At 35.4% G+C, this 26,892-nt stretch carries 25 protein-coding genes; 11 read left to right on the forward strand and 14 right to left on the reverse strand.

Going from position 1 to position 26,892, the window contains the following annotated elements:
* Window positions 1-93 precede the first annotated feature (93 nt).
* From ACFX5F_RS08975 to ACFX5F_RS09025, 11 genes are all read right to left on the reverse strand, one after another.
* Window positions 94-474, reverse strand: a complete 381-nt coding sequence (locus ACFX5F_RS08975; protein ID WP_379851724.1) for a Dabb family protein — start codon at window positions 472-474, stop codon at window positions 94-96.
* A 484-nt stretch (window positions 475-958) separates the two neighbouring features.
* Complete coding sequence (gene proC, locus ACFX5F_RS08980) at window positions 959-1,735, reverse strand: pyrroline-5-carboxylate reductase (RefSeq protein WP_379851725.1); 777 nt, start codon at window positions 1,733-1,735, stop codon at window positions 959-961.
* Between the two features lie 71 nt (window positions 1,736-1,806).
* Window positions 1,807-3,156, reverse strand: a complete 1,350-nt coding sequence (gene mgtE, locus ACFX5F_RS08985) for a magnesium transporter (RefSeq protein WP_379851726.1) — start codon at window positions 3,154-3,156, stop codon at window positions 1,807-1,809.
* Window positions 3,146-3,925 (reverse strand): 16S rRNA (adenine(1518)-N(6)/adenine(1519)-N(6))-dimethyltransferase RsmA, encoded by a 780-nt coding sequence (gene rsmA / locus ACFX5F_RS08990; RefSeq protein WP_379851727.1) that lies wholly within the window; start codon window positions 3,923-3,925, stop codon window positions 3,146-3,148. The genes mgtE and rsmA overlap by 11 nt, the downstream gene beginning before the upstream one ends.
* 94 nt (window positions 3,926-4,019) lie before the next feature.
* A complete protein-coding gene (locus ACFX5F_RS08995; RefSeq protein ID WP_379851728.1) occupies window positions 4,020-4,550 on the reverse strand; it encodes an ORF6N domain-containing protein in 531 nt (176 codons plus the stop codon).
* 158 nt (window positions 4,551-4,708) lie between these two features.
* Window positions 4,709-5,020: a DUF4286 family protein gene (locus tag ACFX5F_RS09000; protein ID WP_379851729.1), complete on the reverse strand. Its 312-nt coding sequence runs from the start codon at window positions 5,018-5,020 to the stop codon at window positions 4,709-4,711.
* A gap of 66 nt (window positions 5,021-5,086) precedes the next feature.
* Window positions 5,087-6,865 carry a tetratricopeptide repeat protein gene (locus ACFX5F_RS09005; protein ID WP_379851730.1) on the reverse strand — a complete coding sequence of 593 codons (1,779 nt, stop codon included), beginning with the start codon at window positions 6,863-6,865 and terminating at the stop codon, window positions 5,087-5,089.
* Between the two features lie 60 nt (window positions 6,866-6,925).
* Window positions 6,926-7,120: a hypothetical protein gene (locus tag ACFX5F_RS09010; protein ID WP_379851731.1), complete on the reverse strand. Its 195-nt coding sequence runs from the start codon at window positions 7,118-7,120 to the stop codon at window positions 6,926-6,928.
* A gap of 59 nt (window positions 7,121-7,179) precedes the next feature.
* Window positions 7,180-8,451: a serine--tRNA ligase gene (serS, locus tag ACFX5F_RS09015; protein WP_379851732.1), complete on the reverse strand. Its 1,272-nt coding sequence runs from the start codon at window positions 8,449-8,451 to the stop codon at window positions 7,180-7,182.
* 236 nt (window positions 8,452-8,687) lie between these two features.
* Window positions 8,688-9,227 (reverse strand): DMP19 family protein, encoded by a 540-nt coding sequence (locus ACFX5F_RS09020; protein WP_379851733.1) that lies wholly within the window; start codon window positions 9,225-9,227, stop codon window positions 8,688-8,690.
* A 69-nt stretch (window positions 9,228-9,296) separates the two neighbouring features.
* A complete protein-coding gene (locus tag ACFX5F_RS09025) occupies window positions 9,297-9,467 on the reverse strand; it encodes a hypothetical protein (protein WP_379851734.1) in 171 nt (56 codons plus the stop codon).
* A gap of 212 nt (window positions 9,468-9,679) precedes the next feature.
* Between ACFX5F_RS09025 and metG the strand changes: the two genes are divergently transcribed.
* From metG to ACFX5F_RS09055, 6 genes are all read left to right on the forward strand, one after another.
* Window positions 9,680-11,740: a methionine--tRNA ligase gene (gene metG, locus ACFX5F_RS09030; RefSeq protein ID WP_379851735.1), complete on the forward strand. Its 2,061-nt coding sequence runs from the start codon at window positions 9,680-9,682 to the stop codon at window positions 11,738-11,740.
* Window positions 11,741-11,820: 80 nt separating this feature from the next.
* Window positions 11,821-12,507: an HAD family hydrolase gene (locus ACFX5F_RS09035; protein ID WP_379851736.1), complete on the forward strand. Its 687-nt coding sequence runs from the start codon at window positions 11,821-11,823 to the stop codon at window positions 12,505-12,507.
* 304 nt (window positions 12,508-12,811) lie between these two features.
* Entirely contained in the window at window positions 12,812-14,083 is a 1,272-nt protein-coding gene (locus ACFX5F_RS09040; protein ID WP_379851737.1) for an OmpA family protein, read from the forward strand.
* A 187-nt stretch (window positions 14,084-14,270) separates the two neighbouring features.
* Entirely contained in the window at window positions 14,271-14,900 is a 630-nt protein-coding gene (locus ACFX5F_RS09045; protein ID WP_379851738.1) for a CatA-like O-acetyltransferase, read from the forward strand.
* 39 nt (window positions 14,901-14,939) lie between these two features.
* Window positions 14,940-15,458 carry a ferritin gene (locus tag ACFX5F_RS09050; RefSeq protein ID WP_379851739.1) on the forward strand — a complete coding sequence of 173 codons (519 nt, stop codon included), beginning with the start codon at window positions 14,940-14,942 and terminating at the stop codon, window positions 15,456-15,458.
* A gap of 55 nt (window positions 15,459-15,513) precedes the next feature.
* Complete coding sequence (locus ACFX5F_RS09055; protein WP_379851740.1) at window positions 15,514-15,687, forward strand: hypothetical protein; 174 nt, start codon at window positions 15,514-15,516, stop codon at window positions 15,685-15,687.
* A 201-nt stretch (window positions 15,688-15,888) separates the two neighbouring features.
* Here the strand turns inward: ACFX5F_RS09055 and ACFX5F_RS09060 are convergent, their stop codons facing one another.
* A complete protein-coding gene (locus ACFX5F_RS09060) occupies window positions 15,889-16,221 on the reverse strand; it encodes a single-stranded DNA-binding protein (RefSeq protein ID WP_379851741.1) in 333 nt (110 codons plus the stop codon).
* 186 nt (window positions 16,222-16,407) lie between these two features.
* On the opposite strand from ACFX5F_RS09060, the gene ACFX5F_RS09065 reads away from it, so the two are divergent.
* The 5 genes from ACFX5F_RS09065 to ACFX5F_RS09085 all read left to right on the forward strand — a co-directional run bounded on the left by ACFX5F_RS09065 (window position 16,408) and on the right by ACFX5F_RS09085 (window position 22,554).
* Entirely contained in the window at window positions 16,408-17,937 is a 1,530-nt protein-coding gene (locus tag ACFX5F_RS09065; RefSeq protein WP_379851742.1) for a carbon-nitrogen hydrolase family protein, read from the forward strand.
* Window positions 17,934-18,284: a hypothetical protein gene (locus ACFX5F_RS09070; RefSeq protein WP_379851743.1), complete on the forward strand. Its 351-nt coding sequence runs from the start codon at window positions 17,934-17,936 to the stop codon at window positions 18,282-18,284. The genes ACFX5F_RS09065 and ACFX5F_RS09070 overlap by 4 nt, the downstream gene beginning before the upstream one ends.
* A gap of 17 nt (window positions 18,285-18,301) precedes the next feature.
* Window positions 18,302-20,704 (forward strand): M28 family peptidase, encoded by a 2,403-nt coding sequence (locus ACFX5F_RS09075; RefSeq protein ID WP_379851744.1) that lies wholly within the window; start codon window positions 18,302-18,304, stop codon window positions 20,702-20,704.
* 76 nt (window positions 20,705-20,780) lie between these two features.
* A complete protein-coding gene (locus ACFX5F_RS09080; protein ID WP_379851745.1) occupies window positions 20,781-21,611 on the forward strand; it encodes an SDR family oxidoreductase in 831 nt (276 codons plus the stop codon).
* 1 nt (window position 21,612) lies between these two features.
* A complete protein-coding gene (locus tag ACFX5F_RS09085; RefSeq protein WP_379851746.1) occupies window positions 21,613-22,554 on the forward strand; it encodes a DMT family transporter in 942 nt (313 codons plus the stop codon).
* A gap of 54 nt (window positions 22,555-22,608) precedes the next feature.
* Here ACFX5F_RS09085 and ACFX5F_RS09090 read toward each other — a convergent pair whose 3' ends face one another.
* Both ACFX5F_RS09090 and ACFX5F_RS09095 read right to left on the reverse strand, forming a co-directional pair.
* Window positions 22,609-24,672, reverse strand: coding sequence for a M13 family metallopeptidase (locus ACFX5F_RS09090; protein WP_379851747.1), 2,064 nt, complete (start codon window positions 24,670-24,672; stop codon window positions 22,609-22,611).
* Window positions 24,673-24,792: 120 nt separating this feature from the next.
* A complete protein-coding gene (locus ACFX5F_RS09095; RefSeq protein WP_379851748.1) occupies window positions 24,793-26,856 on the reverse strand; it encodes a M13 family metallopeptidase in 2,064 nt (687 codons plus the stop codon).
* Window positions 26,857-26,892 lie beyond the last annotated feature (36 nt).

The raw sequence follows: 26,892 nt of genomic DNA on the forward strand, positions 1-26,892 counted from the left end.
TCCAATAAAAAAGGGTGTTTAGTTTTAAAACTAAACGCCCTTTTTTATTGAAACTTATGATTGTAATTGAACTATTTACAAGCCACATCAGCTTTACTTATTAGCCCAATAATCAAACACTGTGACTTTCTCAGGAGCTGGGTTTAACAGCGCTACAAAAGCTTTGTGATCCGGGTGAATAAGATAAGTATCTCTATCACCTTCACTACTGAATGTAAGTATAAAGCAATGTGTCAAACCATTGTTCAAGTTTTCAGGACTGTTATTAGTTCCCCATTCAAATGATTTAATTGTTGGGATTTTGTGCTTCAAATCACTCAATGCTGTTACCACTTTAGTTATATATGCGGCATCCGTTCCTTCTTTCCATCCAAACATCACCACATGTCTCAGCACCTGTTTGTGCTTGTCTTGTTGGGCGTTTACGGTATAGGTTGATATTAAAATAAGGGTTATTAGCAATAGTTTTTTCATTGTAGTTTTTTTTTGAAATATACGAATTATTTGAGTTCGATTTGTAGGAGAGGTTGATATTGGAGTAAAAATTACCTACTTTGTTTGCTCATTTGTTGTGGGCGTAAAATCAGAGACGTTTTCGCAGCATAAAAGATGAAGCATTTGCGAAGCAGGGCAGTTTGACGGAGTTGCTACAGAATGGCAAGCCCATACACTAGCATAAATTCGACTTGCTTTATTTGAATATGCAGAGAAGCTTTGGTTACAAAGTTGCTCAAGCTCGAATATAACTTGCGACTTTGCTCTATAAAGAAGATTATATACACGCCCTTAGATTGGCTTTGCGCTATAAATAGAGTTTATTCATTCTCTATCACAATTAATGGCTACCTTGTAGCTCGGATATCCAGACGGTTGGGGACGACGCCAATAAAAAAAGGATCCTATCAACAGTTACGCTGATAAGACCCTTTTTTTAATGGGGGCACGCCCCAAATGACAATTATCCTTTAATTTGCTTCAAAGAGGTTTTGATTCCTCGTATCAATGACGAACTGAATCCGTGCATTTCCATTTCGTTCAATCCTGCAATAGTACAGCCTTGTGGTGTGGTTACACGGTCAATTAATTGTTCTGGGTGAATTTGTTCTTCCATAATCATTTCGGCAGCTCCCTTTACGGTTTGTGCTGAAATAGCCAATGCAGTTTGCCAGTCAAATCCTATTTCGATTCCCGCTTGCATCGAAGCACGAATGTAGCGTAACGCAAAAGCTGTTCCGCTGGCCGCAAGAACCGTTGCTGCATCCATTAATTTCTCGTCTATAATAGGAGCTGTTCCTAAATCCTGGAAAAGAGTGACTACTTTTTGCGCTTTCTCTTTGTCTTTCTCATGGAAAGCAATACAGGTTGCCGATGCGCCAAACTGTGATGCAATATTCGGCATGATTCGGATGGCGCTATTGCCAGCACCTATCTTATTTTGTAAATTTTCGATCGATAATCCACTCACCGCCGAAGCGATTACTTTATTAGAAATCACAGGAAGTATTTCTGCCAAAACAGTATCTACTTGGTACGGCTTTATGGTCAGGATAATGATATCCGCATCTTGAATTTGATGCTTGTTATCTGTAGAAACGGTTACGCCTAGTTGTTCTAAATATAGAATACTGCTTGTATTTCTTCTGGTTATGGTGATTTGATTTCCTTGCGAAAATTTTGATAATCCCTTTGCAATAGCGACGCCTAAGTTTCCTCCGCCAATTATGTGAATTTTCATTGTGTTTTTAGTTGTTGTGGTTATTTAATAGCTCGAATGGTGGTTATTCATTCGGTTTTTTTATTCTAAAATTAAAATCCTAAAATCAAATTTGCAATTCCGAAGTAAATCATAATTCCGAATACATCGTTTGTTGTTGTGATAAATGGTCCTGTTGCAATAGCGGGATCAATGTTGTTTTTATGCAGAAAAAGAGGCACCAGAGTTCCTAAAATTGCTGCAAATAAAATGACTACTACAATCGATATTGATATAGCCATTCCTACTTGAAATTGTCCGTACATAAACGTATGGTAGCCCAATACCATCATTGCGATGATAGTCCCCGATATCATAGCAACGGCTATTTCCTTACTAAAATAACTACGACTAAATTCTTTCAGCGTACCATTTGCCAAACCTTGAACAATGATTGCCGATGCCTGAACCCCAATATTTCCAGCTGTTGCCGATAGCAAAGGCATAAAAATAATAAGTGTGTAATGATCTTTGGTAATCCCTTCATTGCCTTTTATAACATAGGAAGCTATTAATTCGATTAGCATACCCATCAACAACCAAGGCAAACGTGCTTTGGTGTGTTCATAAATACTGTCATTCGTTTCAACATCCTGGGTAATACCCGCCGCTAATTGGTAATCTTTATCGGCTTCATCCTTGATTACATCGATAATGTCATCAATCGTGATTCTACCCACTAAACGACCCAATTCATCAACTACCGGGATTGCTTCTAAATCGTATTTCTGCATGATTCGGGCCACCTCTATATCTTCAGTATCTACGTTTACCGAGTTTAGTTTACGGATATAAATGTCATTAATAGGGGTTTTTGTTGAAGTGGTCAGTAAATCTTTGAGCGACAAACGTCCTTTTAATCTATTTTCATCATCTACCACATAAATCGAATGAACTCTGGAGATATTTTCAGCCTGAATACGCATTTCTTTCACACAAGTCAGGACATTCCAATTTTCATTGACCTTAACCATTTCCTTATGCATGATTCCACCGGCAGTGTCTTCTTTATAACGAAGTAAATCAACAATGTCCTTGGCATGCTCAACATCTTGAAGTTCTGATATTACCTCAGCCTTTAAATCTTTGGAAAGTTCCGCAATAATGTCAGCAGCATCATTTGTCTCTAATTCATCGAGCTCTTCAGCGATTTCTTTTGCTGAAAGTCTGCCTAAAATATTCTCCCGCAAATCATCTTCTAATTCAAGAAGAATTTCTGCTGTTTTATCACTGTCTAATACTTTAAAAATATAAGTAGCCTCGTCAAAATCAAGCTCGTCAAGAATTTCGGCAATATCAGCGTGGTGCATATCATTCAATAAAACTTCCAGTTGTTGGTCGTTTTTGTTTTGAATAAGCTGCTCTAATTCATGAATAAGTTCTTTGCTGATTTTAAACTCCATCGGCTTCTATTTTTTGGGTAAGTTCTATGAACTGTTCTACACTTAATTGTTCTGGTCGAAGATCAAAAACAGGATCCTCTCTCAGTTTATCTGACAAATTTAAGGTTTTTAAACTATTACGCAAAGTCTTTCTGCGTTGTTGAAAACCAGTTTTAACCACCGTAAAAAATAATTTTTCTGCGCAAGGCAAGCTATAATCTTCTTTTCTGCGCAAACGTAAAACTCCTGATTTTACTTTCGGTGGCGGAATAAATACGTTTTCATCTACAGTAAATAAATATTCGGCATCATAAAATGCCTGCACTAAAACGGACAGAATTCCATAAGCTTTTGTCCCCTTTTTTTCGCAAATGCGCTGCGCCACTTCTTTCTGGAACATCCCGGCAAATTCTGGAATTTGGTGGCGATATTCTAATGTTCTAAAAACAATTTGTGTAGAAATATTATATGGAAAATTACCTATGATAGCGAATTGTTTTCCTTCAAAAGTTTCATTAATATCATACCTCAAAAAATCTTTAGAAATGATTTTATCCTTTAATTTCGGGTAATTTTCGTCTAAATATGTGACCGATTCTGTATCGATTTCTATAACGTAGGTATTGATTGGTTTGTCCAACAAATATTTTGTCAAAACACCCATTCCTGGTCCTATTTCTAATACATCATCATATCCCTCTAAATTCAACGTGTCAGCAATGTCTTTTGCAATGCTTTCGTCTTTCAAGAAATGTTGTCCGAGGTGTTTTTTGGCTTTTACTTTTTCCATTTTGTTTATTTTTTTGCCACAAAGGCACAAAGGTGCAAAGTGTTTTTATATTTTATTAATATCCAGAAAATTATCGCAAACTGAATACTATACACTATTTCTTATATCCTATCTTTTCTCTTTCTGGTGTGATTTCTTTATTTTCCATAAGTTCATCTACATATTGAAAAACGAGTTCTATGTTTTTTCCTTGATTTTCAATTTTATTTTTCATTATTTCAAAATCAATTCGTAAATCAGAATTATCAGAGAGCAGTTGCCTCGTTTTTGTGAATATTCGCATTATCTGAATATTGGTTTGAATTGCTTTTTCACTATTCAAAACACTCGATAACATTAATACTCCATGTTCTGTAAAAGCCATCGGCGCATAACGCAAACCCATCTTTTCAGAATTGGAGGTCACAATTTGTGACCTCCAATTCTCAAACTCTTCCTTATTCAATTCAAACATAAAATCTTCAGGAAAACGATTGATATTTCTCCTAACCGCTTGTTTAAAAACCTTAGTCTCGACACCGTAAAGCATTGCCAAATCACGATCTATCATTACTTTTTGATTTCTGATGAAATAAATCTTATTGATAACGATGTCATCCGGAATTATTGAAATTTTATCGCTCATAAAATGAAATTTTTATGTTTTTTTAATTGGAGGTCACAAATTGCGACCTCCAATTATATATATATTACAATCCGAAATTGATATCACAAATTGCGACTTCAAGATTTTGATTCAAAACGATACCCTGAATGTGATTGCTTTAGTTCCCTGCAATGACTCTAATAATCCGAAATCAATTCCAACTCGGTTCTAAAAGCAAGCATTTTATCTCCAAATAAACGCAATCCTTCTTCGCGAAAAGCAGGTGCATCTTCCAGATAATATTTCTCCAAAGTTTCTTTGCTGTCTGTCGTGTATTGAACCGAATAAGTAGTTCCTCCCAATTCTTCTTCAATTAGCACCCGCACCATTCTTGCTGATGAGAATTTCCCAGTAGCCAAAACTTCAGGGATGTGCTTGTGTTGCATCCAAATCATCCATTGATCGTGAACGCTTTCATGTATGTTTGTGGTAACGTTGTATATTATCATTATTGTTAATTTGGTTAATCGGTTTTTAGGTTAATCGGTTAAACAATTAACCGATTAAACATTAACTTATAAATTTGTATCGCCTCTCAGTTGCCTGAATGTCTTTCTGGCATCAACAAAATAAATACTGTCCTGATGATTGAAAATTATCTTTTCGTATAATGGTTTTGCTTTTTCGGGCAACATTAATTGTTTGTTATAAATTTCTGCCGAAAAAAACAATGCTTCGTCAACATAAATCCCATCACTATGATGGTCTATAATACTTTGATATTGGCTTAAAGCCAAAGTAAAATCCCCCAGTTTTTCGTAAATTCTTCCTAATCGCAATAACGTAACCGCCTCTATTTCCTGCCCTTTGTAATTTTTTAATATCGTCTGAAATTGAGCTTCCGCTTCCTGATTCCTGTTTTGATATAAAAGATAATCTCCTTTTGCAAATTGCTTCAAAGCCGTTTGTGTCGAATCTGCAACGGTATTATCATTAATCAAAAGAAAATATTCCAAAGCATCATTTGCAATCAATTGTGTATTAGCCGATTTCAGTTCCTTAAATTGTCTCAATGCCCAGACAAAATCAGTCTTGAAATAACTCGTTTTAGCCGATTTTAAACTGGCTTCATGCGCAATCACATCATTTTTTAAATCCAATTCAATTTGGGAATAATAAATCAACGCTTGATTGAATTTTTCTTCATAAAGCAAAATATCTGCTAATTCCATTTTGGCCTGAGCCACATCATAATCATTCAATTCCAACTCTAGTGCTTTCGTAATTATTGCTTTTCCATCTTCCGGTTTTTTTAAATTAAAAGTAACGAAATGCGCTTGAATCAGCTGCAAAGATAAGGTAAAAGGACTTATTTCATATTGTTTCAGTAAAGCCTGTAATTCTGCATTGATGGCAGCAAAATCTTTTTCTTTAGCCTTTCCTATTTTCATTTTTATCAAATAGGAATTGGCTTGAATCAACAGTTCTAAATCTTTTGTGTTTTCCAAAACGAAACCAAGAATCTCCTTTGCCGCTTCCTGATTGTCTTCCTCAATAGCCAATTGTCCTAAATTGACAATATTAGAGAGTGATTCCGGGTCGCGTTTATAAATTGCTTTTTCTTGGATAAATGCTTTTTCAAATTCTTTTTGTTGCACATAATACCAACTCAAATAGCGATTCCAAAAAATATCCTGATTTTTTTGAGTCCTAATAATTAATGCCTTGCGCAAGGTTTCATTAAAACTGGCATCTCCCTCATCAACCATAAAACGTGCCAGTTGATTTTGAATCATTATCGAATTTTGAGGATTCGCATAGGCTTCATTCAAGAAGGTTGAAATCATCATTTCGGCATTGCCCAATTGCCCATAAAGCAGTGCTATTTGATAATTAAAATTGAAATTAGGTTCTAATTCTGTAGCGGTTTGGTAGGATTTTAAGGCGTAATCTAACAATACTTTTTTCTCAAAAGAATTAGAAATACCATAAACCTCATTTGGGTTTTTCTTGATTCGTTCTAATGCCTGATCGTAGAAATTTTTGGCTTTTGCATCGTTTTTTTGCAACTGAAAGTTATAACCTAACTCAACAAGAAGATTGCCTTGATTGTATTTGTTTAATCGTGTTTGTATCGCTTTCTCTGCAACATCAAACTGCTTTAATTGCTGATAACAGTCGATAGTTCTTAAAAAATACTGAGTGTTTTGAGGAATATTTTCCAATAACTCTTCATAACTGATTTTGGCTTTTTCAAAATCGCCTTTGTCATAATAATATTGAGCCAATTGTTCGTTTTGAGAAAAACAGACTAATGAAAAAAACAGGGTTATATGTAGAAAGAGTTTTTTCATTGATTTCGAATCATTTTTTAACCATATAAGGCATTTAAGGTCATTTAAGTAAATTAGATATTACCAAAGATTGAATTCATTAAGGAAATGTATAATCCCAAGAAGAATAAATGCAACCCCGGCAGCGTAACCTGTAAATTTTATACTAAACAATTTACTTTCTGGCAGTTTGTGTGCGTACCAAAACATAAAAATACCAACCGTTATTGCCATAAGACTTTGAACAATAATTTTCCAAAATGTTACTGAATCCATATTTGTATAAATTATCTACAACACTTATATGACCTTAAATGCCTTATATGGTGGAATTTTTAGTCGATAATCTCAAACCCGCAATACGGACGCAACACTTCTGGTATTACGATTCCTTCCGGAGTTTGGTAATTTTCTAAAATTCCAGCCAAAACTCTTGGCAAAGCCAATGAACTTCCGTTTAAGGTGTGTGCCAATTGGTTTTTTCCGTCTTTATCTTTGAAACGCAATTTCAAACGATTCGCTTGAAAAGTCTCAAAATTAGAAACCGAACTAATTTCTAACCAACGATCTTGCGCGGTAGAAAACACTTCGAAATCATATGTCAAAGCTGAAGCAAAACTCATATCACCTCCGCAGAGACGCAATATTCTATAAGGCAATTTTAATTCACGCATAATACTTTTCACGTGCTCCACCATTACGTCCAAAGCTTCGTATGATTTATCAGGATGTTCTACACGTACGATTTCCACTTTATCAAATTGATGCAAACGATTCAACCCACGTACGTGCGCACCATAAGAACCTGCTTCTCTACGGAAACATGGCGTGTAAGCCGTAGTTAAAACGGGTAATTCATTTTCGTTTAAGATTACATCACGGAATAAATTCGTCACCGGAACTTCAGCTGTTGGAATCAGATATAAATCATCGGTTTTATCATGGTACATTTGCCCTTCTTTGTCTGGCAATTGTCCCGTTCCGTAAGCCGATGCTTCATTTACCATGTGCGGAACCTGAACTTCGTTGTATCCTGCTGCGGTATTTTTATCCAAGAAATAATTGATTAAGGCGCGTTGTAATCGTGCTCCTTTTCCTTTATAAACCGGAAATCCTGCGCCAGCGATTTTTACGCCAAGTTCAAAATCAATTATATCGTATTTTTTTACCAATTCCCAATGCGGTTGTGCGCCTTCGTGTAAAACTGGAATTTCCCCTTCTTCAAAAACGTTTAGGTTTTCCTCCGGTGTTTTTCCAACAGGAACAATATCAGCAGGAAGATTGGGTAACGTATATAGTTTCTCTAAAAGTGCTGCGGCAAGTGCATCAGCAGTTTCCGCTAAAGCTTTGCTTTTCTCTTTATTTAAAACTGTTTTTTCTTTTAAAATTGCGGCTTTAGCTTTCTCTCCAGCTTTCATCAATTCGCCAATATCTTTGGATAATTTATTAGATTCGGATAAAATGTTATCTAACTCCACTTGCGTAGCGCGACGTCTCTCATCCAGTTGTACCACTTCTTCAACAACACTTGTAGCATCGATGTTTCTCTTTGCCAAAGCGGTGATTACTTTTTCTTGATTCTCTCTAATAAATGCAATTTGTAACATAGTTGATTTTTTTAAACGCTAACTTATATAATAATGGAAGCAAATTTAAGGAAATGTTTGATAGAAATGGGGGAAAAAATTAGTCAAAAGTCCAAAGTCATAAAGTCACAAAGTCAAGCTTTAAGAAACAACCTTATTTAGTCACCCTTAATTTAAATATATTATCATGTTGAAAAGACAATGGAGTACAATAGAAAACACCTTTAAGACTTTTGACTTACGACTTTTGACTTAGTTTAGGCTCTTTTAATCTCATGACCCACAAATTCTTCTATGGTCGCAAACATGTCATCTACAGAAAGAACTTCAAAATCTGGGTGTGTTTTTAAAAAAGTAGCATTCAAAGTAACCAGGTTTTCTTCTATTTCGAAAAAAGTGTCGTTGTTAAGCAAATCTCGGATAGGATTTACGCCTTCCAGTTTCCCTTTCAGGAATTTATTCAACTTTACGCTGCTCATTAATTTTACTTTTTTGGATTGTTGTTGGAACAATTCCAAATGCTTTTCGGCGCCAATTAGTGCTAAACCTTCTTCTATCAGTTCATTTAATTCTTTATCCCAACTCGAATTATAGACAAATTGAGCAAAATTTCCCTCCGTATATTGTGAGGTATAATAATCTAAATAATAACTCATTATAGCATCTTCGTGAATCAAATCATCGTTTACGCCTTCCTCGCGCATTAAGTTGATTACCGAAATATTAGAGTGAATTACATCTTGGAGATTTTCACTGGCCATTGCCGTTTCTGAAATAATTATTCTGTCGAATTCCATAGGTTTAATATTTAAATACTAAAGTGCAAATTTCAGTTAAATTATTACAGGAAAGAAATACAATGCGATTTATATGCTATCAGATTCGTTACTATTCTTTTTCTGATTCATTTTGGCAACTAAAGCTTTCAACCGTAACGCTTTTTCTTTTTTATCCTCTTGAAGTTTCGCCTTTTTTCGATTTAGTAATTTGGTATGTAAAGCCTTATTTTTGGTGCTCTTTTCGGGTCCTTTTGCCATAATTTACAGTCTTCTTTAATTACGGTTACAAATATAAATAATCATTTTACATTATCTCAAAAAACGTCTTACGCCAACAAATCCCCTAGCCCCGATAAAAGTGGAAATCCTTATTGTTTTTTCTTTAAAAACAATAAGATTGCAACGGATAGCGGGAAATAGCTTCAAATAAAAATTCTATTGCTTATTTTTGCACTCAATAAAATTGAATCATGATACAGAATCCAAAAAGATATACGATTACAGCGGCATTGCCGTATACGAACGGACCGATTCATATTGGCCATTTGGCGGGTGTTTACGTGCCTTCGGACATTTATTCCAGATATTTAAGATTGCAGGGAAGAGACGTTTTGTTTGTTTGCGGAAGTGACGAGCACGGCGTAGCGATTTCGATGAAAGCCAAAAAAGAAGGCATTACGCCACAGGAAGTAATCGATAAATACGATGGAATTATCCGTAAATCGTTCTCTGATTTTGGAATTTCGTTTGATAATTACTCCAGAACTTCGGCTAAAATCCATCATGATACCGCTTCGGAATTTTTTAAAAAACTATATGATCAAGGTGATTTTATCGAAGAAGTAACCGAGCAATTGTATGATGCAAAAGCGGATCAATTTTTGGCAGACCGTTTCGTGGTGGGAACTTGCCCAAAATGTGGCAACGAAGAGGCCTACGGCGATCAATGCGAAAAATGTGGCTCTACACTAAACGCAACGGATTTGATTAATCCAAAATCGACCATTACAGGAGAAACTCCGATAATGAAAGCAACGAAACACTGGTTTTTGCCATTGGATCGTTATGAAGATTTCTTAAAAGAATGGATTCTCGTGGGACATAAAAATGACTGGAAACCGAATGTGTATGGACAAGTAAAATCATGGATTGACGGCGGATTAGAACCTCGCGCGGTAACTCGGGACTTGGATTGGGGAATTGATGTTCCGGTTGAAGGTGCCGAAGGAAAAAAATTATACGTGTGGTTTGATGCACCAATTGGCTATATTTCATCTACCAAAGAATGGGCTTTGCGCGAAGGAAAAGATTGGGAACCGTACTGGAAAGATCAAGATACGAAACTGGTGCACTTCATTGGGAAAGATAATATTGTTTTCCATTGCATCATTTTCCCGGCGATGTTGAAAGCCGAAGGAAGTTATATTTTGCCTGACAATGTGCCTGCGAATGAGTTCTTAAATTTGGAAGGAAATAAATTGTCGACTTCAAAAAACTGGGCGGTTTGGTTGCACGAATATTTGGAAGAATTCCCCAATCAGCAAGATGTTTTGCGTTACGCTTTGACATCAAACGCTCCGGAAACTAAGGATAATGATTTTACTTGGAAAGATTTTCAAGCGAGAAATAACAACGAATTGGTAGCGATTTACGGTAATTTTATTAATCGCGTGGTGGTTTTAACCAATAAATATTACAACGGAATTGTCCCTACTCCAAATGAACTTTCGGAAGTGGACGAAGCTACTTTAACCGAATTGAAAGCGTATCCTGCAGTGATTTCAAGTTCTCTGGAGCGTTATAGATTCCGTGAGGCTTTGAGTGAATTAATGAATGTGGCGCGTTTAGGAAATAAATATTTGGCGGATGAAGAGCCATGGAAAGTCATCAAAGACAATCCGGAGCGTGTGCAAACGCAAATGTATGTAGCGTTGCAAATTGCAGCTGCCTTGAGTGTTTTGTGTGAGCCTTTTTTACCGTTTACAGCAAAGAAACTTTCTAGAATTCTAAAAATTGAAGATAAAATAGGTTGGAATACCATTTCAGAAACATCTGATTTGATTCCGGCTGAACACCAAATTGGAGAAGCGGAATTATTGTTTGCTAAAATTGAAGACGAGGAAATCCAAAGACAAATAGACAAACTAGAAGCGACTAAAACTGCTAATAAAGCGGAGAATAAAGTTGCAGAACCACAAAAAGAAGTGATTCAATTTGAGGATTTTACCAAAATGGATATTCGTGTGGGAACAATTTTGGAAGCAGAGAAAATGCCGAAGGCAAACAAGCTTCTGATTTTGAAAGTAGACACTGGAATTGATGTTCGAACTATAGTTTCAGGAATTGCCGAAAGTTTCAAACCAGAAGACATTGTTGGCAAACGCGTGACTGTTTTGGTGAATTTGGCTCCGAGAAACCTTCGTGGCGTAGAAAGTCAAGGAATGATTTTGATGACTACAAATGCTGAAGGAAAATTGGTATTTGTAAACCCGGATACCGATGGTGTTGCTAATGGAGAGACGATAAATTAAGAAAAATTAACTGTGAATTCGCTAATTACTATGTATTCTTACTATATTAATTAGCGAATTTGCGGTAAAATCAAACAAATATGAGCCCTAAAGTAATTGCTTTCGACGCTGATGATACCTTATGGATCAACGAAACGTATTTTGATGAAACTGAGAAGAAATTCTGTGGTTTGATGGAAGATTATTTGTCGCATCAAGGAATCTCCAAAGAACTCTTTAAAGTAGAAATCGATAATTTAAAATTATACGGGTATGGAATCAAAGGGTATATTCTTTCCATGATTGAAGCAGCGATGTCTATATCAAATAATACAATTCCGATTCAAATCATCGAAAAAATTATCCGATACGGAAAAGAATTGCTTGAAAAACCAATCGTCTTATTGGATGGCGTAGAAGAAACTTTGGAAACTTTACACGGAAAATATAAATTGGTCGTTGCCACCAAAGGCGATTTATTAGACCAACGCCGAAAACTGCACAATTCTGGTTTGGGACATTATTTCCACCATATCGAAGTGATGTCAGACAAGCAAGAAATTGATTATTCTGATTTGATCAAACGATTGGAAATACAACCATCCGAATTTTTTATGATTGGAAATTCCTTAAAATCGGATATTCTACCGGTTTTAGCCATTGGCGGACATACGGTCCACATTCCTTTTCACACGACTTGGGCACACGAAAAAATTGAGCATAAGGTAGAGCATAAAAATTTTAGTGCTTTTGAAAAAATAACTGACGTATTGAAGAGATTACAATAATACTTTCTCTACGTGACGCTATTACTGATTAAGAATTTGCCGATTACAGACAGTTTTCAACCTGAATACTCGCATAATTGTACTGATTAACAAGGTAAATATGATAAAAAGCGGACTATTTATTTGGTTTTAAAAAAAAATATGTTTTACATAGAACACCTTAAACACTGATTAACAAATACTTACGTCGAACCTGTTTTTTAGTGCTTATAGAATTATTGATAAACTTTATATAATTAACGGTTTATTTTTTTTATATAATATTGTGATGTATTTTTGCATAAATTAAAAATTGAAAACAATTATGAAAAAAATCATACTTTCGTTAGTATTTGCTTCTGTTATGACCACGATGAGTGCTCAAACAGAAACTGTAAAAAGCACAGAAGCATCAGTTGAAACTCCTTTCAACAAATGGTCTGTAGAATTAGCTGGTGGTTTTAACAAATACCAAAGACCAGCAACAGCAGGTTATTCAACTTCATTAATAAGTCCATACGTTGTAGACTTAGGAGTTCGTTACATGCTTAACAACAAATTCGGTTTTAAAGCTGATTTTGGTTACAACAGCTTCACAAATAAAGCGGAGTCAAAAAGTTTTGATACCAAGTACTACAGAGTAGACTTACAAGGTGTTGCTAACTTAGGAAGAATCATGAGTTTTGAAACTTGGACTAAATCTATTGGTTTATTAGGTCATGCTGGTGTAGGTTTATCATTCTTAGAAAGAAAAGATCCTTCTTACTTAAAAGACAGAATGGGTAACTTCATGGCAGGTTTAACTGGTCAAATCAAATTGTCAGACAGAATTGCATTAACTGGAGATTTTACGACTATCATTAACGCAAAACAAAATCTTGCTTTTGACGCAGCTAGTTCATCTAACACTAGAGGTTTTGGTGGAATTCTTTTCAACGGTACTGCTGGTATTACAGTTTACTTAGGTAAAAACGTAAAACATGCTGACTGGGTTATCGATAATGAAGGTAAATTTGATGCAATTGATGCAAGATTTGCGGCTATCGAAAACAAAATGTTAGATTCTGACAATGATGGTGTAGCTGATTATTTAGATCAAGAACAAAATACTCCAGCTGGAGCAATGGTTGATACTAAAGGTAAATCTATCGACAAAAACAACAATAACGTTCCTGATGCAACAGAAGATTACATCATGAAGAATTACGCAAGTAAATCTGGTGACACTACTGTCGTATATGATAACGAATTGATTAAAAGTTTAATTAATGGTGGTTATGTAGCTGTTTATTTTGATTTTAATAAATCAAAACCAACTAACGTTTCTACAGAAGGTACTGATTTTATCTTAACTTACTTAAGAAACAATCCTACTGCATCAGTTGACATTATTGGTCATGCTGACGAATTAGGAAGATCTGCATACAATGATAAATTATCTAATGCAAGAGCTGCTAATGTAAAAAACACTTTAGTTAAAGCTAAAGTTGATGCATCAAGATTGAATGTAATCGCTGCTGGTGAAGACACTTCAGTTGACAAAGATTCAGACAGTGCAAGAAAATTAGTTAGAAGAGTTACTTTCAGAGTAAAATAAGCTACTTTCTTAATACTAGTAAAAGCCCTAAAGGAAATTTCCTTTAGGGCTTTTTTATGTCCTAAAACTTCATTTTAAAGGATATTAGCTTCTCCTTTTCAGTAACGATTTACAATTAACCCGATAAATCAATTTAAGGATTAAAAGTATTGCTGTACTTTTGGTATATAAATAAAATTAAAAAATCTTGAAAACACTTTTAGATATCGATAACTGGAATAGAAAAGAACACTTTCTGTTTTTCAAACAAATGGAAGAACCTTTTTTTGGCGCCACTGTCCAAATTGATTGCACGAAAGCGTTTCAAACTGCAAAAGAGCTAAATAGTTCCTTTTTCATCCATTACTTACACAAAACATTAATTGCTATCAATACGATCGAATCTTTTAGATATAGAATCAATGAGGATGCAATCTTTATTCATGACTTTATAAATGCCTCGGCAACAATTGGTCGAGAAGACGGAACTTTTGGATTTTCTCTAATAGAATATAATTCTGATTTTACTGTTTTTCAAAAAACTGCCTTAACAGAAATTGAACGTATTCAAAGTACTACTGGTCTTTTCACCAGAACTTTCGAGGAGGATAATGTAATTCATTTTTCAGCAATTCCTTGGTTGAACTTCACCTCGCTTTCACACGCCAGAAGCTATAGTTTTCCTGATAGTTGCCCGAAAATATCTTTTGGCAAAATGCTGGTTGCAGAAAACGGGAAAAGAACTATTCCTATGTCGGTTCATGTTCATCATGGATTAATGGACGGATTACATTTAGGTCAATTTATAGATTATTTTCAAGAGATTATGAATCAGTAAATTAAGTTTTTTTTGTAACTTTACTTAAAACATACTAGCATGTTATCAAAAAATATAGAACAAGCATTGAATATTCAGGTTCGTATCGAGGCTGAATCATCCCAAACCTATCTTTCTATGGCTTCTTGGTCAGAAACACATGGTTTAGAAGGAATTTCAAAATTTATGTATGCTCAGTCTGATGAGGAGCGTACACACATGCTTAAGTTAGTCAAATACATCAACGAACGCGGCGGTCATGCCAAAATTTCTGAACTAAAAGCACCAAAAACCAGCTACGAAACATTCAAAGAAATGTTTGAAGAACTTTACAAACACGAAATTTTCGTTTCCGATTCAATTAATGAACTAGTTCATCTTTCTTTTTCCGAAAAGGATTACGCCACACACAACTTTTTGCAATGGTACGTAGCGGAACAAATAGAAGAAGAGGCTCAGGCTAAACTTATTTTAGATAAAATAAACCTCATTGGAGATGATAAAGGTGGTTTGTATTTATTTGACCGAGATATTCAGCAGATGACTTTAAACAGTTCTGCATTCAACGAGTCTAAATAGTCAAACACACTTTAGAATCCATAAATAATTCCACTTGATTTTAACTTCATAGAAATTGAGTAAGAAAAAGAAAAATAAAGACAAGAAAAAGGATAAAAAAGAGCATTCTGAAAAGAACGCCACTAAGGGCAAACTCAAATCAAAATGTTGCGAAAGCTATAAAAAAGGGGAAGACAAACGATGCAAACGATGCCCTGGATTTGATTTACGGAAGAAAAAGAGTGATTAGTGATTACCGGTCAATTTTAATCAGGAACCACTGCTTACTAGTAAATTCTTCGACAGGTCGTGTGAGAAATAAATTAACACAAAAAGAACAGCCACTTCTCGAAGAATGAGAATGTGGCTGTTTTTCATAAGGTTACCCCATTTTTTTAAAAATTTTTAGTCCTAGCAAATCACTGGTACGAATGATTGCTGGATCCTAATATTATTTCCCTAAAAGAAGCACGTCATTAACCACAACTTCTGTGACATAGCGTTTCTCGCCATTTTTATCATCATAACTTCTATGGGTTAATTTACCTTCGATAGCAATTTCTTTTCCTTTAGTTACGTATTTCTCTATTATTTCGGCCGTTTTTCCCCAAGCAACTAATTTGTGCCATTGGGTTTCTTCTACTTTTTCTCCTTTGTCGTTTTTGTAGCTTTCATTTGTCGCTATTGTAAAATTGGCTATTTTTTTTCCTCCGTCAAAATTTTTGATTTCCGGATCATTCCCTACGTGTCCAATTAACTGTACTTTGTTTCTCAATGCATTCATGGCGTGTAAAATTTAAATGTTAGTGTATATCTTTTATTTGTTGAATCGCTATTCGATTTCAACAGGGCAAAGATGCGATGGGTTCCGAAATTTATTCGGTTACTAACTGTTTACTTTCGGTTGTAATTGTTTGTAACCGTTTGTAAATGGATTAATTTGATTATATTTGATGGAAATCAACTTCTTATGCAAGCAAAAATAAAAAAAGTAGAATTACGTAACTTACAGATTGAAGACTATAAGGAGTTAAAAAAATCAATGATAAAATCTTATCCAGAGCTAGAAGACTCCTATTGGAAAGAAGAAGATATTGAGAAAATACTTTCCATGTTTCCTGACGGACAACTGGTAATTTTAGCGGATAAAAAAGTAGTAGGCGCCGCCTTTTCATTAATTGTAGATGAAATTTTAGTTGATAAAAATCCTGATTACGCAAAAATAACAGGAAATTTTACTTTCTCGACACACAATCCAAAAGGGGAAATCTTGTACGGAATTGATGTATTCATTAATCCGGATTATAGAGGTTTGCGCCTTGGTAGAAGATTGTATGATGCCAGAAAAGAACTATGTGAAAAATTGAACCTAAAAGCTATTGTTTTTGCAGGAAGGATTCCAAATTATAACAAATACGCTGAGGAACTAACCCCGAAAAAGTACATCGAAAAAGTAAAACGGAAAGAACTGCAGGACCCCGTCCTCTCGTTTCAATTAAGTAATGATTTTCACGTGATGAGAATTATGAAAAATTACCTCCCAGGAGACATCGATTCAAAAGAATTTGCCGTTTTATTAGAATGGAACAATATTTATTATGATGAAAGCCCCCAGTTAATAAACACCCAGAAAAGCATTATCAGAATTGGATTAATCCAGTGGCAAATGCGACCCTTAATAAACTTGGACGCCTTATTCGAACAGGCAGAATTTTTCATTGATGCCATTTCGGGTTACAAAAGTGATTTTGCCCTTTTTCCTGAGTTATTTATTGCCCCACTTATGGCAGATTATAATCATTTATCAGAACCTGATGCTATTAGAGAGCTTGCCAAATATGCAGATCCCATTCGCAAAAAATTTCAGGAATTTGCCATATCTTATAATATTAATATCATTTCGGGAAGCATGCCTTATTTAGAAAATGGTACGTTGTATAATGTAGGGTTTCTTTGTAAAAGAGATGGAACCTCTGACATGTATTATAAGATTCACATCACTCCAAATGAAGTTTTACATTGGGGAATGAAAGGCGGTTCCCAAATTAAAACTTTTGATACCGATTGCGGAAAAATAGGAATTATGATTTGCTATGATGTCGAATTCCCGGAACAATCAAGAATAATGGCCGATGAAGGAATGAATATTTTATTTGTACCATTTTTAACAGATAACCAAAGTGGCTATATAAGAGTAAAACACTGCGCGCAGGCAAGAGCTATAGAAAATGAGTGTTATGTCGCCATTGCCGGATGCGTTGGAAATCTTCCAAAAGTGAACAATATGGACATTCAATATGCGCAATCAGCCGTTTTTACGCCTTCGGATTTTGCATTTCCAAGCACCGGAATAAAAGCGGAAACAACGCCTAATACTGAAATGACTTTGATTGTAGATGTCGATCTGGATTTGCTCAAAGAACTGCACGAACATGGAAGTGCCAGAATCCTAAAAGACCGTCGAACTGATTTGTATGAAATTAGAAAAATCAATCCATGAATAAAACCTGCCTTGAATGTGGAGAAAAAATTGTAGGACGCGAAGACAAAAAGTTTTGCAGCGACGGTTGTCGTAATGCCTACAATAATAAGATAAATAAAGACAGTACGAACTTTATGCGTAACATCAACAATAAGTTACGTAAGAATTACCGAATTCTATCCGAACTCAATATTGAAGGAAAATCTAAAACTACTCGAGCCAAACTCTTAAGCAAGGGTTTTGATTTCGAATTTTTCACTAATATTTTGCATACCAAAACAGGAAATACCTACTATTTCCTATATGACCAAGGCTACATGGTTTTGGACAATGATTTTTACATGTTAGTCAAAAAAGACATTTAGAACCCAATTCTATTTAAATGAAAAAAGATTATTCCTCAATTTTTGCCAGTTTATTTATCCTTGTGATTCTGGGATTCATATACTTTACAATGATGCCACACTGGATTTCTAACGAAACCGAATCGCTTTCAGAATTTTCGACCAAAAGAGCATTGGCCCAAGTAGAAGCCATTTCAAAACAACCTCATTATGTAGGTTCACAGAATCATCAAGTAGTGGCTGATTATCTTATAAAAGAGCTCCGCCATTTAGGCCTACAAACATCAATCCAGGAAGGATTTACCCTTAGTGATTGGGGAAATTTGGTAAAATCAAAAAACATATTGGCTCGTATAAAAGGCAGCTCCAGTTCTAAAGCCTTGCTTTTACTTTCGCATTACGACAGCGCGCCCCACTCCTTCTCACATGGCGCAAGTGATGATGCATCAGGCGTGGCAACAATTCTGGAAAGTGTCCGCTCATTTTTGCACACTAACAAAAGACATAAAAATGATATTATAATTCTATTTTCGGATGCAGAGGAATTAGGTTTAAATGGCGCCGCACTTTTTGTAACTCAGCATCCGTGGGCAAAAAACGTAGGTTTGGTTTTGAATTTTGAAGCACGTGGTTCCTCCGGACCCAGTTATATGCTAATGGAAACCAACAATGGAAATGCCGGACTGGTAAAAGAATTTGCTTCCGCAAAAGCGACTTTTCCTGTTTCTAATTCCTTGATGTATAGCATTTATAAAATGTTGCCCAATGACACCGATTTGACTGTTTTTAGAGAACAAGGAAATATTCAGGGTTATAACTTTGCCTTTATAGATGATCACTTCAACTATCACACTGCCCAAGATGACATTAAGCACCTGAATACAAATACATTGGCTCACCAGGGAACTTATTTGATGCCTTTGCTTAATTATTTTTCGAATGCTGATTTGAACACCACACTAGCTGCTGCTGATGATGTTTACTTTACGATTCCCTACACTTTCATATTTTATCCTTTCAGTTGGGTTTTGCTGATGGTGGTAATCGCTTTGACATTATTTATTTTCCTGTTGTTTTTAGGACGAGCCAAACGCATTTTGTCATTCCGAGAAATTGCTCGCGGATTTATTCCATTTTTGGGTTCCATAATTATTACCGGATTAATCACATTTTTTGGATGGAAAGCATTGTTGAAAGTCTATCCGCAATACAATGATTTACTCAACGGATTTACGTACAATGGTCATGCCTACATTGTCGCTTTTGTCCTTTTAGCTGTCGCAATTTGTTTCACATTTTATCAGCATTTTTCAGCCAAGAAAGTAACAATGAATCATTATGTGGCTCCATTACTCATTTGGATTATCATTAATGGATTTATTGCTTTTAGTTTACAAGGAGCAGGATTTTTGATTATTCCCATTTACTTTGCACTAATTTCTTTTGGAATTTTTATTGTGACTCAAAAGTCAAATAAAATACTAAATCTTATCTGCGGCATTCCAGCCTTATTAATAATAGCACCATTTATCCAGATGTTCCCTGTCGGTTTGGGATTAAAAGTATTGTTTGGAAGTGCGCTACTTACCGTTTTAACTTTTGCATTATTGCTCCCTGTTTTTGGGGCTTTCGTCAAAAAAGGAAGGTGGTCCTCCGTATTTTTCATACTCGCCATTGCCTTTTTTGTAAAAGCACATTACAGCTCCGGATATGAATTTGGAAAAGCAAAATCTAACAGCTTGTTGTATGTATATAATACGGATACCAACAAAGCCAGTTGGATGACCTACGATACCAATCTTGATTCCTGGACCAAAAATTATCTAGGTGAGAAGCCGAAACAAGCAACCGCAATGGAAGATACGCCATTGTTTAGTAAATACAATTCCAAGTTTACGTATCAAGCTGATGCTCCCATAAAAGTTCTCGAAAAACCAACTATTGAATTTCTTGAAGATAGAATTATTGGAAATCAAAGGTATTTGAAAATGAGGATTTCACCCAACCGAAAAGTAAACCGTTATGACATTTTTGCCAATGAAAAGATGACTCTCCAGAATTTTAAAGCAAATGGCGCAAGCACTTTAGGCCAAAAAGGTTCTAAATACAAACGAAACGGGAAGAAGATTTTGAGTTACTACGTGATAGATAATTTACCATTGGAAATGCAGTTCAGCATGGATGCCACAACCAATTTAGACATGGCCTTAATGGAAAGCTCCTTTGACTTAATGACAAATCCATTGTTTTCGATGAAAAAAAGAGAAAATTGGATGATGCCAACCCCATTTATTTTGAATGATGCGGTTGTAATTAATGAAAAAATAAAATCCAGTCCAGTAGTTGTGGTTGTAAAACCTGTCGTTACCCCAACTAAAAATTATATTAAAAAAGAACCTCTAATAATACTAACGGATAGCCTTAAAGTTCCAAAAATTTAATGAAATTTGCAACAATAAAAGAAGTCAGCATATTATGACGGCACAGAAGTAAACAAAATTGGTTACAATAAATAAAATGGCAAAAATTAGTATCCTAGGTTGCGGTTGGTTGGGTTTGCCTTTGGCGAAAGCCTTGCTAAAAAAAGGATTTTCAGTGAATGGATCGACGACGAGTTCTGAAAAAATTTCAGTATTAGAAAATGCCGGACTCCATCCTTTTTTAATAAATGTCATCCTGAGCCCAGTCGAAGGGTCGCTTGGCAACAAAAGTGTTTCGGGTATTATTGAAACTTTTTTGCAGGAAAGCAATACTTTAATCATTGACATTCCGCCAAAACTGAGAGGACCCAACAAAGAAAATTTTGTCGGAAAAATAGAATCATTGATTCCATTTATAGAAAAATCCTCTGTTGAAAATATTATTTTCGTTAGTTCGACATCTGTTTATGGAGAACAAAATGAAATTGTGACGGAAGAATCTCCATTGAATCCAGATACGGAAAGTGGCAAACAACTAGTTGCGGCAGAACAGCTTTTGCAAAGTAACGATAATTTCAAAACTACTGTGCTCCGTTTTGGGGGATTAATTGGAGAGGAGCGACATCCCGTAAAATTTCTTGCTGGTCGTGAGAATATTGATAATCCGGATGCACCGATAAATTTGATTCATCAGGAAGATTGTATTGGCATCATTCTAAAAATTATTCAAAACGATTCTTGGAACGAAACCTTCAATGCAGTAACGCCTTTTCATCCTTCCCGCTCCACTTATTACGCTCAAAAAGCTGCTGATTTGAATTTGGTTTCACCAAAATTTAATCATAAAAATACTTCTGTTGGAAAAACCATTTCGACTAACAAGATCGAGACTATTTTAAATTACACTTTTACCAAACCAAATTTATAACGTGAGAACTAAAATTAAAAATGCGGTTTCGTCTAAAGTGAACTCGATTGGATTACCAATATTAGCTTTATGCTGGGTCAGTCTTTTTTGGGGCACCACTTGGATTGCTTCGAAAGAAGGAGTAAAACACATGCCTGCTTTACAACTCGCCGCTATCAGACAATTTATTGGCGGTTTTCTCTATATTTCCTTTTTCTTGTTCAAGAAGACTCCTTGGCCGAAAGGAAAACAATGGAAAACAATTATAATCCTGAGTATCCTAAATTTTGTTTTAAGCAACGGACTTAGCACTTGGGGAGTAAAGTATATCAGTAGTGGTTTAGGAGCTATCATTGGCGCTATTGTACCCTTATGGATTGTTATAATAAGCTTTTTTAGAGGCGAAAGACTGGCAAGATTAGCTGTAATTGGTTTAATAGTGAGTTTTGGTGGTATTTGTCTAATTTTTTACGATCATCTGAGCGATTTTATAAAACCCGATTTTAGATTTGGTATTTTTATTTCACTTATTTCAACCTTAACATGGGCTTTTGGAACTTTGTACACTAAGAAAAAAGCGGCAAGTTTTAATCCTTATTTTAGTTTAGGATTACAGATGTTTCTCTCCAGTATTTTGCTTTTTGCTTATACTGGAGCCACTGGCACATCAGTAGCCTTAAGTTCTATCCCTGCCATTTCCTGGTGGTCAATTGCTTATTTAGTTGTTTTTGGCTCTGTTCTTACTTTCATTGCTTTTATTTATGCGCTGCAACATTTACCAGCACAAATAAGTAGTATTTATGCATATATAAATCCAATTATTGCTGTTATTTTAGGCGCTGTTATTTTTGGAGAAACGCTCAATGCTTCCATTGCAATAGGTGGTGGAGTAACCTTATTTGGATTATATATGGTGAATTATTCGTTAAGGAAAGGACGGAATCAAAAAGTAGCTAACAAATAAAAAAGGTCCCATCTGTTTACACAAATGAGACCTCTTGCTATAATAAAATAATTGTTACCAGATTCGTACCCTTTTTTCCGGTGCAATATACATTCCGTCATTGGCTTGAATATTAAAAGCCTGATAGAACGTATCTACATTTTGCAAAGGAACATAAGCACGATACATTCCTGGTGAATGTGGGTCTGTTTTGACTTGGTTTTTCAATGCCTCATCACGTGTTTTTGAACGCCAAATTGTAGACCAAGAAATAAAGAAGCGTTGTTCTGGTGTGTACCCGTCAATTAATCCCTGATTTCCATTTTCTTTCAGATACAATTGCAAACCATCATATGCCGCATTCACTCCACCTAAATCTCCAATATTTTCTCCAAGCGTAAATTTACCATCCACAAATGTTCCCGGTATTGGCTGCAAGGCACTATATTGTGCTGCAAGCGCTCCTGTTAAAGCGGAAAATTGTTTCAAGTCTTCTGCTGTCCACCAGTCCACTAGATTTCCATCAGCGTTGTACCTCGCTCCTGAATCATCGAAACCATGTGAAATTTCATGACCTATAACGCCTCCAATTCCACCATAATTTACCGCTTCATCGGCTTGGTAGTTGTAGAAAGGCGGCTGTAAAATAGCGGCTGGAAATACAATTTCATTATTAGATGCATTGTAATATGCATTTACAGTTTGTGGTGACATCCCCCATTTTTCTTTATCAACTGGCTTGTTCAATTCGGCTATGTTTTCATCAAAACGCCATTTTGCCATGTTTTTTGCATTGTCAAAATACGTTCCGCCTTCTTGTGGACTTTTAATTGTCAAGGCTGAGTAATCTTTCCATTTATCAGGATATCCAATTTTTATTCTTGATTTATGCAATTTAGCAAGCGCACTAATCTTTGTTTCCGCTGACATCCATGACAAATTATTGATACGGTTCTCGAAAGCTAAAAATATGTTTTTAATCATTTTTTCTGCTTTGACTTTAGCTTCAGCTGGAAATTTTTTCTCTACATATAATTTTCCTAAAGCTTCTCCTACTGCTACATTGATCGTTTGAAGCGCTCTTTCGTCACGTGGTCGTTGACTTATTGCACCTGTTAAAGTTCTTCCGTAAAACTCCCAGTTTGCATTTTCAATCGCAGTTGATAATTGGCTAGAAGCCCTATTCAATAAACTCCAACGCATGTATGCTTTCCAATCTTCTACTTTATTTTCCTTAAAAATAGTTTCTAAAGCCACCATATATTTCGGTTGAGAAACGATTACGGTATCTACTTTTGCCAATCCGATTTTTGTGAAATAAGTTTTCCAGTCGAAAGATGGAGTTAATTTCTGAAGATCCTTAATGCTCATTGGATTATAGGACTTACGACGGTCTCGTCTTTCTACTCTGTCCATCCTTGGTTTAGACATTGCAATTTCAAGCGCTAGAATTTTTTCCGCATTCGTTTTTGCAACGGCTGGTTTATCGCCAAGATATTGCAACATTTTAGCAACGTGTAATACATATTTTGCACGTTTCTCCTTTGAATCGGCATCATCAGAAACATAATAATCTCTGTCTGGTAAGCCTACGCCTCCAGGGCCTAAATTAATTACGTTTCTATTACTGTTCTTTGCGTCCGTTCCAACACTGGCACCCATAAATCCAATACCACCGATAGGTTCCATTTCGATTAATAATGCTTCTAAGTCTTTAGTGTTTTTTACTGCATTTATCTTTTTTAAATAAGGTTTTAATGGATTTATACCTAATTTATTTCTTCCAACAGTATCTAAGATGGTTTTGTACAAATTGATTGCTTTACCTTGATCCGTATTAGATTTATACACTGGATTTGTTGCTGCCTCTTTTAAAATTGCCAACGCATCATTATCTGTCTTTTGGCGTAATTCATCAAAACTTCCCCACCTTGTTCTGTCACTTGGAATCTCCGTATTGTTCAACCAAGTTCCATTCACATAGCGAAAGAAATCATTGTTTGGTTTTACACTTTTATCCATGTAATTAACGTTAATTCCTGGCTCTTTAGTTACCGGGGTGTTCTGTGCCTGACTAATTGTAAAACCTAAAATTGCGGGAATTACAAAAAGGAAATGCTTATTCGTGTTTTTTTTCATTTTTAATAGTTAATTAATTATTAGGGTAATCTCCTAATACAATTTTTAATTTATAATAGGAGATAAATCGATTTTATGCCTTGTTGTGCAAATTGGATTTTTCTTTCAAAATAATATCAATTACCAAATTTTCACTCGGTTACTTGGTTCAACATACATTCCGTCGCCTTTTTGAATTCCAAAAGCTTTATAAAATTCATCCAGATTTTGAATTGGCACATAAGCACGATACATTCCCGGAGAATGTGGGTCTGTTTTTACTTGGCTTTTTAAAGCCTCATCACGCATTTTTGTACGCCAAACAGTTGTCCATGAAATAAAGAAACGCTGTTCAGGAGTGAAACCATCGATTAATCCTGGATTTCCATTTTCTTTTAAATACATCTGCAATCCATCAAAAGCAGCATTTACTCCACCTAAATCACCTATGTTTTCACCCAAAGTAAATTTACCGTCCACATGAATTCCAGGCAATGGCTCCAGAGCGCTATATTGATCAGCTAAAGCTGTCCCAAGTGCAGTAAATTGTTTTAAATCCTCGGCTGTCCACCAGTCTACAAGATTTCCCTCCGCATTATATCTAGCACCGGAATCATCAAATCCATGAGAAATTTCGTGTCCTATTACCGCTCCAATTCCACCATAATTAACTGCTTCATCCGCTTGGTAATTATAAAAAGGCGGTTGTAAGATAGCTGCAGGAAACACAATCTCATTATAAGAAGGATTGTAATAGGCATTTACTGTTTGTGGTGACATTCCCCACTCCGTTTTATCAACTGGTTTTTTAAGTTTATCTAGCGATTCTTGAAAATTCCAACGAGAAAGATTTTGCACATTTTCAAAAAAACTTCCTCCCTCTTGCGTACTTACAATTTTCAAAGCAGAATAATCTTTCCATTTGTCTGGATACCCAATTTTGATGGTAATCTTATTTAATTTCTCAACTGCTTTAACTTTAGTTGCTTCAGACATCCAAGTTAAATTGTTGATTCTGTTTTGGTAGGCTAAAACCACATTTTTGATCATTTTCTCTGCTTTTGCTTTTGCTTCAGCGGGAAACATTTTTGCAACGTATAGTTTCCCTAAGGCTTCCCCAATAGTGCTATTAACGGTTTGCAAAGCTCTGTCTTCACGAGGTCTCTGTTTGATTGCGCCTGTCAATGTTTTTCCATAAAAATCAAAATTAGCGACTTCTATTTTAGTTGACAATTGACCACTGGCTTTATTAAGTAAGGACCACTTTAAATATTCTTTCCAGTCCGCTACCTTGTTTTCTTTAAAAACAGTTTGCAGCGCTTTCATGTACCTTGGTTGGCTAACGATTACCGTATCTAATTTTGCAAAACCGATACCTGTAAAATAATTTTTCCAGTTGATTGCCGGAGTCATTTTCTGTAAATCGGCAATAGTCATCGGATTGTATTGCAATCTGTCATCTCTACGTTCTACTCGATCCAGTCTTGGTTTAGACATTGCTGTTTCTAACGCTAAAATTTTAATCGCACTTGCCTTCGCTTTTGCAGGGCTTTCACCAATAAACTGCAGCATTCTCTCTACGTGAAGTACGTATTTATCTCTTTTTTCCTTAGAATCCTTATCCTCTGAAGAATAATAATCTTTATCCGGCAAGCCTAATCTGCCTACTCCCAGACTTACAGAATTCTTTTTACTATTTTTTTCATCGGCACCAACTCCAATTCCAAAAAAGCCAATCCCACCGACTGGTTCCATTTCAACCAATAATTTTTGTAGATCTTGAATATTTTTTACCGCATCAATTTTTGCCAAATATTTTTTTAACGGTTCAATTCCTTTTTTATCTCTTGTTACGGTATCCAAAACCGATTTGAAAAGATTAATGGCTTTCCCTTGATCCGTATTTGATTTGTACATCGGATTTTTTGAAGCTTCCTTCAAGATTGCCAACGCATCCTTATCTGTTTTTTTAAGCAATTCATTAAAACTCCCCCATGAAGTTCTGTCACTTGGAATGTCTGTTTTATCAAGCCAAGCCCCGTTTACGAATCGGAAAAAATTATCGCTTGATTTGATTTTTTTATCCATATTCGAAATATCAATTCCTGGATTCGTTTGCGCAGGAACATTCTGAGCCTGACTTACCGTGAGTCCAAATATTACAGGAATCACAAAAAGAAATTGTTTGTTAAACTGTTTTTTCATTTTATATAATGGTTTAGACGTATATACAAACTTATT

The organism is Flavobacterium zhoui (assembly GCF_042787235.1).
GTDB lineage: Bacteria > Bacteroidota > Bacteroidia > Flavobacteriales > Flavobacteriaceae > Flavobacterium > Flavobacterium zhoui.

Bases quoted from the DNA above. Each gene is read 5' to 3' on its own strand.
- ACFX5F_RS08975 (WP_379851724.1), bottom strand. From the start codon at position 474: ATGAAAAAACTATTGCTAATAACCCTTATTTTAATATCAACCTATACC.
- proC (WP_379851725.1), bottom strand. From the start codon at position 1,735: ATGAAAATTCACATAATTGGCGGAGGAAACTTAGGCGTCGCTATTGCA.
- mgtE (WP_379851726.1), bottom strand. From the start codon at position 3,156: ATGGAGTTTAAAATCAGCAAAGAACTTATTCATGAATTAGAGCAGCTT.
- rsmA (WP_379851727.1), bottom strand. From the start codon at position 3,925: ATGGAAAAAGTAAAAGCCAAAAAACACCTCGGACAACATTTCTTGAAA.
- ACFX5F_RS08995 (WP_379851728.1), bottom strand. From the start codon at position 4,550: ATGAGCGATAAAATTTCAATAATTCCGGATGACATCGTTATCAATAAG.
- ACFX5F_RS09000 (WP_379851729.1), bottom strand. From the start codon at position 5,020: ATGATAATATACAACGTTACCACAAACATACATGAAAGCGTTCACGAT.
- ACFX5F_RS09005 (WP_379851730.1), bottom strand. From the start codon at position 6,865: ATGAAAAAACTCTTTCTACATATAACCCTGTTTTTTTCATTAGTCTGT.
- ACFX5F_RS09010 (WP_379851731.1), bottom strand. From the start codon at position 7,120: ATGGATTCAGTAACATTTTGGAAAATTATTGTTCAAAGTCTTATGGCA.
- serS (WP_379851732.1), bottom strand. From the start codon at position 8,451: ATGTTACAAATTGCATTTATTAGAGAGAATCAAGAAAAAGTAATCACC.
- ACFX5F_RS09020 (WP_379851733.1), bottom strand. From the start codon at position 9,227: ATGGAATTCGACAGAATAATTATTTCAGAAACGGCAATGGCCAGTGAA.
- ACFX5F_RS09025 (WP_379851734.1), bottom strand. From the start codon at position 9,467: ATGGCAAAAGGACCCGAAAAGAGCACCAAAAATAAGGCTTTACATACC.
- metG (WP_379851735.1), top strand. From the start codon at position 9,680: ATGATACAGAATCCAAAAAGATATACGATTACAGCGGCATTGCCGTAT.
- ACFX5F_RS09035 (WP_379851736.1), top strand. From the start codon at position 11,821: ATGAGCCCTAAAGTAATTGCTTTCGACGCTGATGATACCTTATGGATC.
- ACFX5F_RS09040 (WP_379851737.1), top strand. From the start codon at position 12,812: ATGAAAAAAATCATACTTTCGTTAGTATTTGCTTCTGTTATGACCACG.
- ACFX5F_RS09050 (WP_379851739.1), top strand. From the start codon at position 14,940: ATGTTATCAAAAAATATAGAACAAGCATTGAATATTCAGGTTCGTATC.
- ACFX5F_RS09060 (WP_379851741.1), bottom strand. From the start codon at position 16,221: ATGAATGCATTGAGAAACAAAGTACAGTTAATTGGACACGTAGGGAAT.
- ACFX5F_RS09065 (WP_379851742.1), top strand. From the start codon at position 16,408: ATGCAAGCAAAAATAAAAAAAGTAGAATTACGTAACTTACAGATTGAA.
- ACFX5F_RS09070 (WP_379851743.1), top strand. From the start codon at position 17,934: ATGAATAAAACCTGCCTTGAATGTGGAGAAAAAATTGTAGGACGCGAA.
- ACFX5F_RS09075 (WP_379851744.1), top strand. From the start codon at position 18,302: ATGAAAAAAGATTATTCCTCAATTTTTGCCAGTTTATTTATCCTTGTG.
- ACFX5F_RS09080 (WP_379851745.1), top strand. From the start codon at position 20,781: ATGGCAAAAATTAGTATCCTAGGTTGCGGTTGGTTGGGTTTGCCTTTG.
- ACFX5F_RS09090 (WP_379851747.1), bottom strand. From the start codon at position 24,672: ATGAAAAAAAACACGAATAAGCATTTCCTTTTTGTAATTCCCGCAATT.
- ACFX5F_RS09095 (WP_379851748.1), bottom strand. From the start codon at position 26,856: ATGAAAAAACAGTTTAACAAACAATTTCTTTTTGTGATTCCTGTAATA.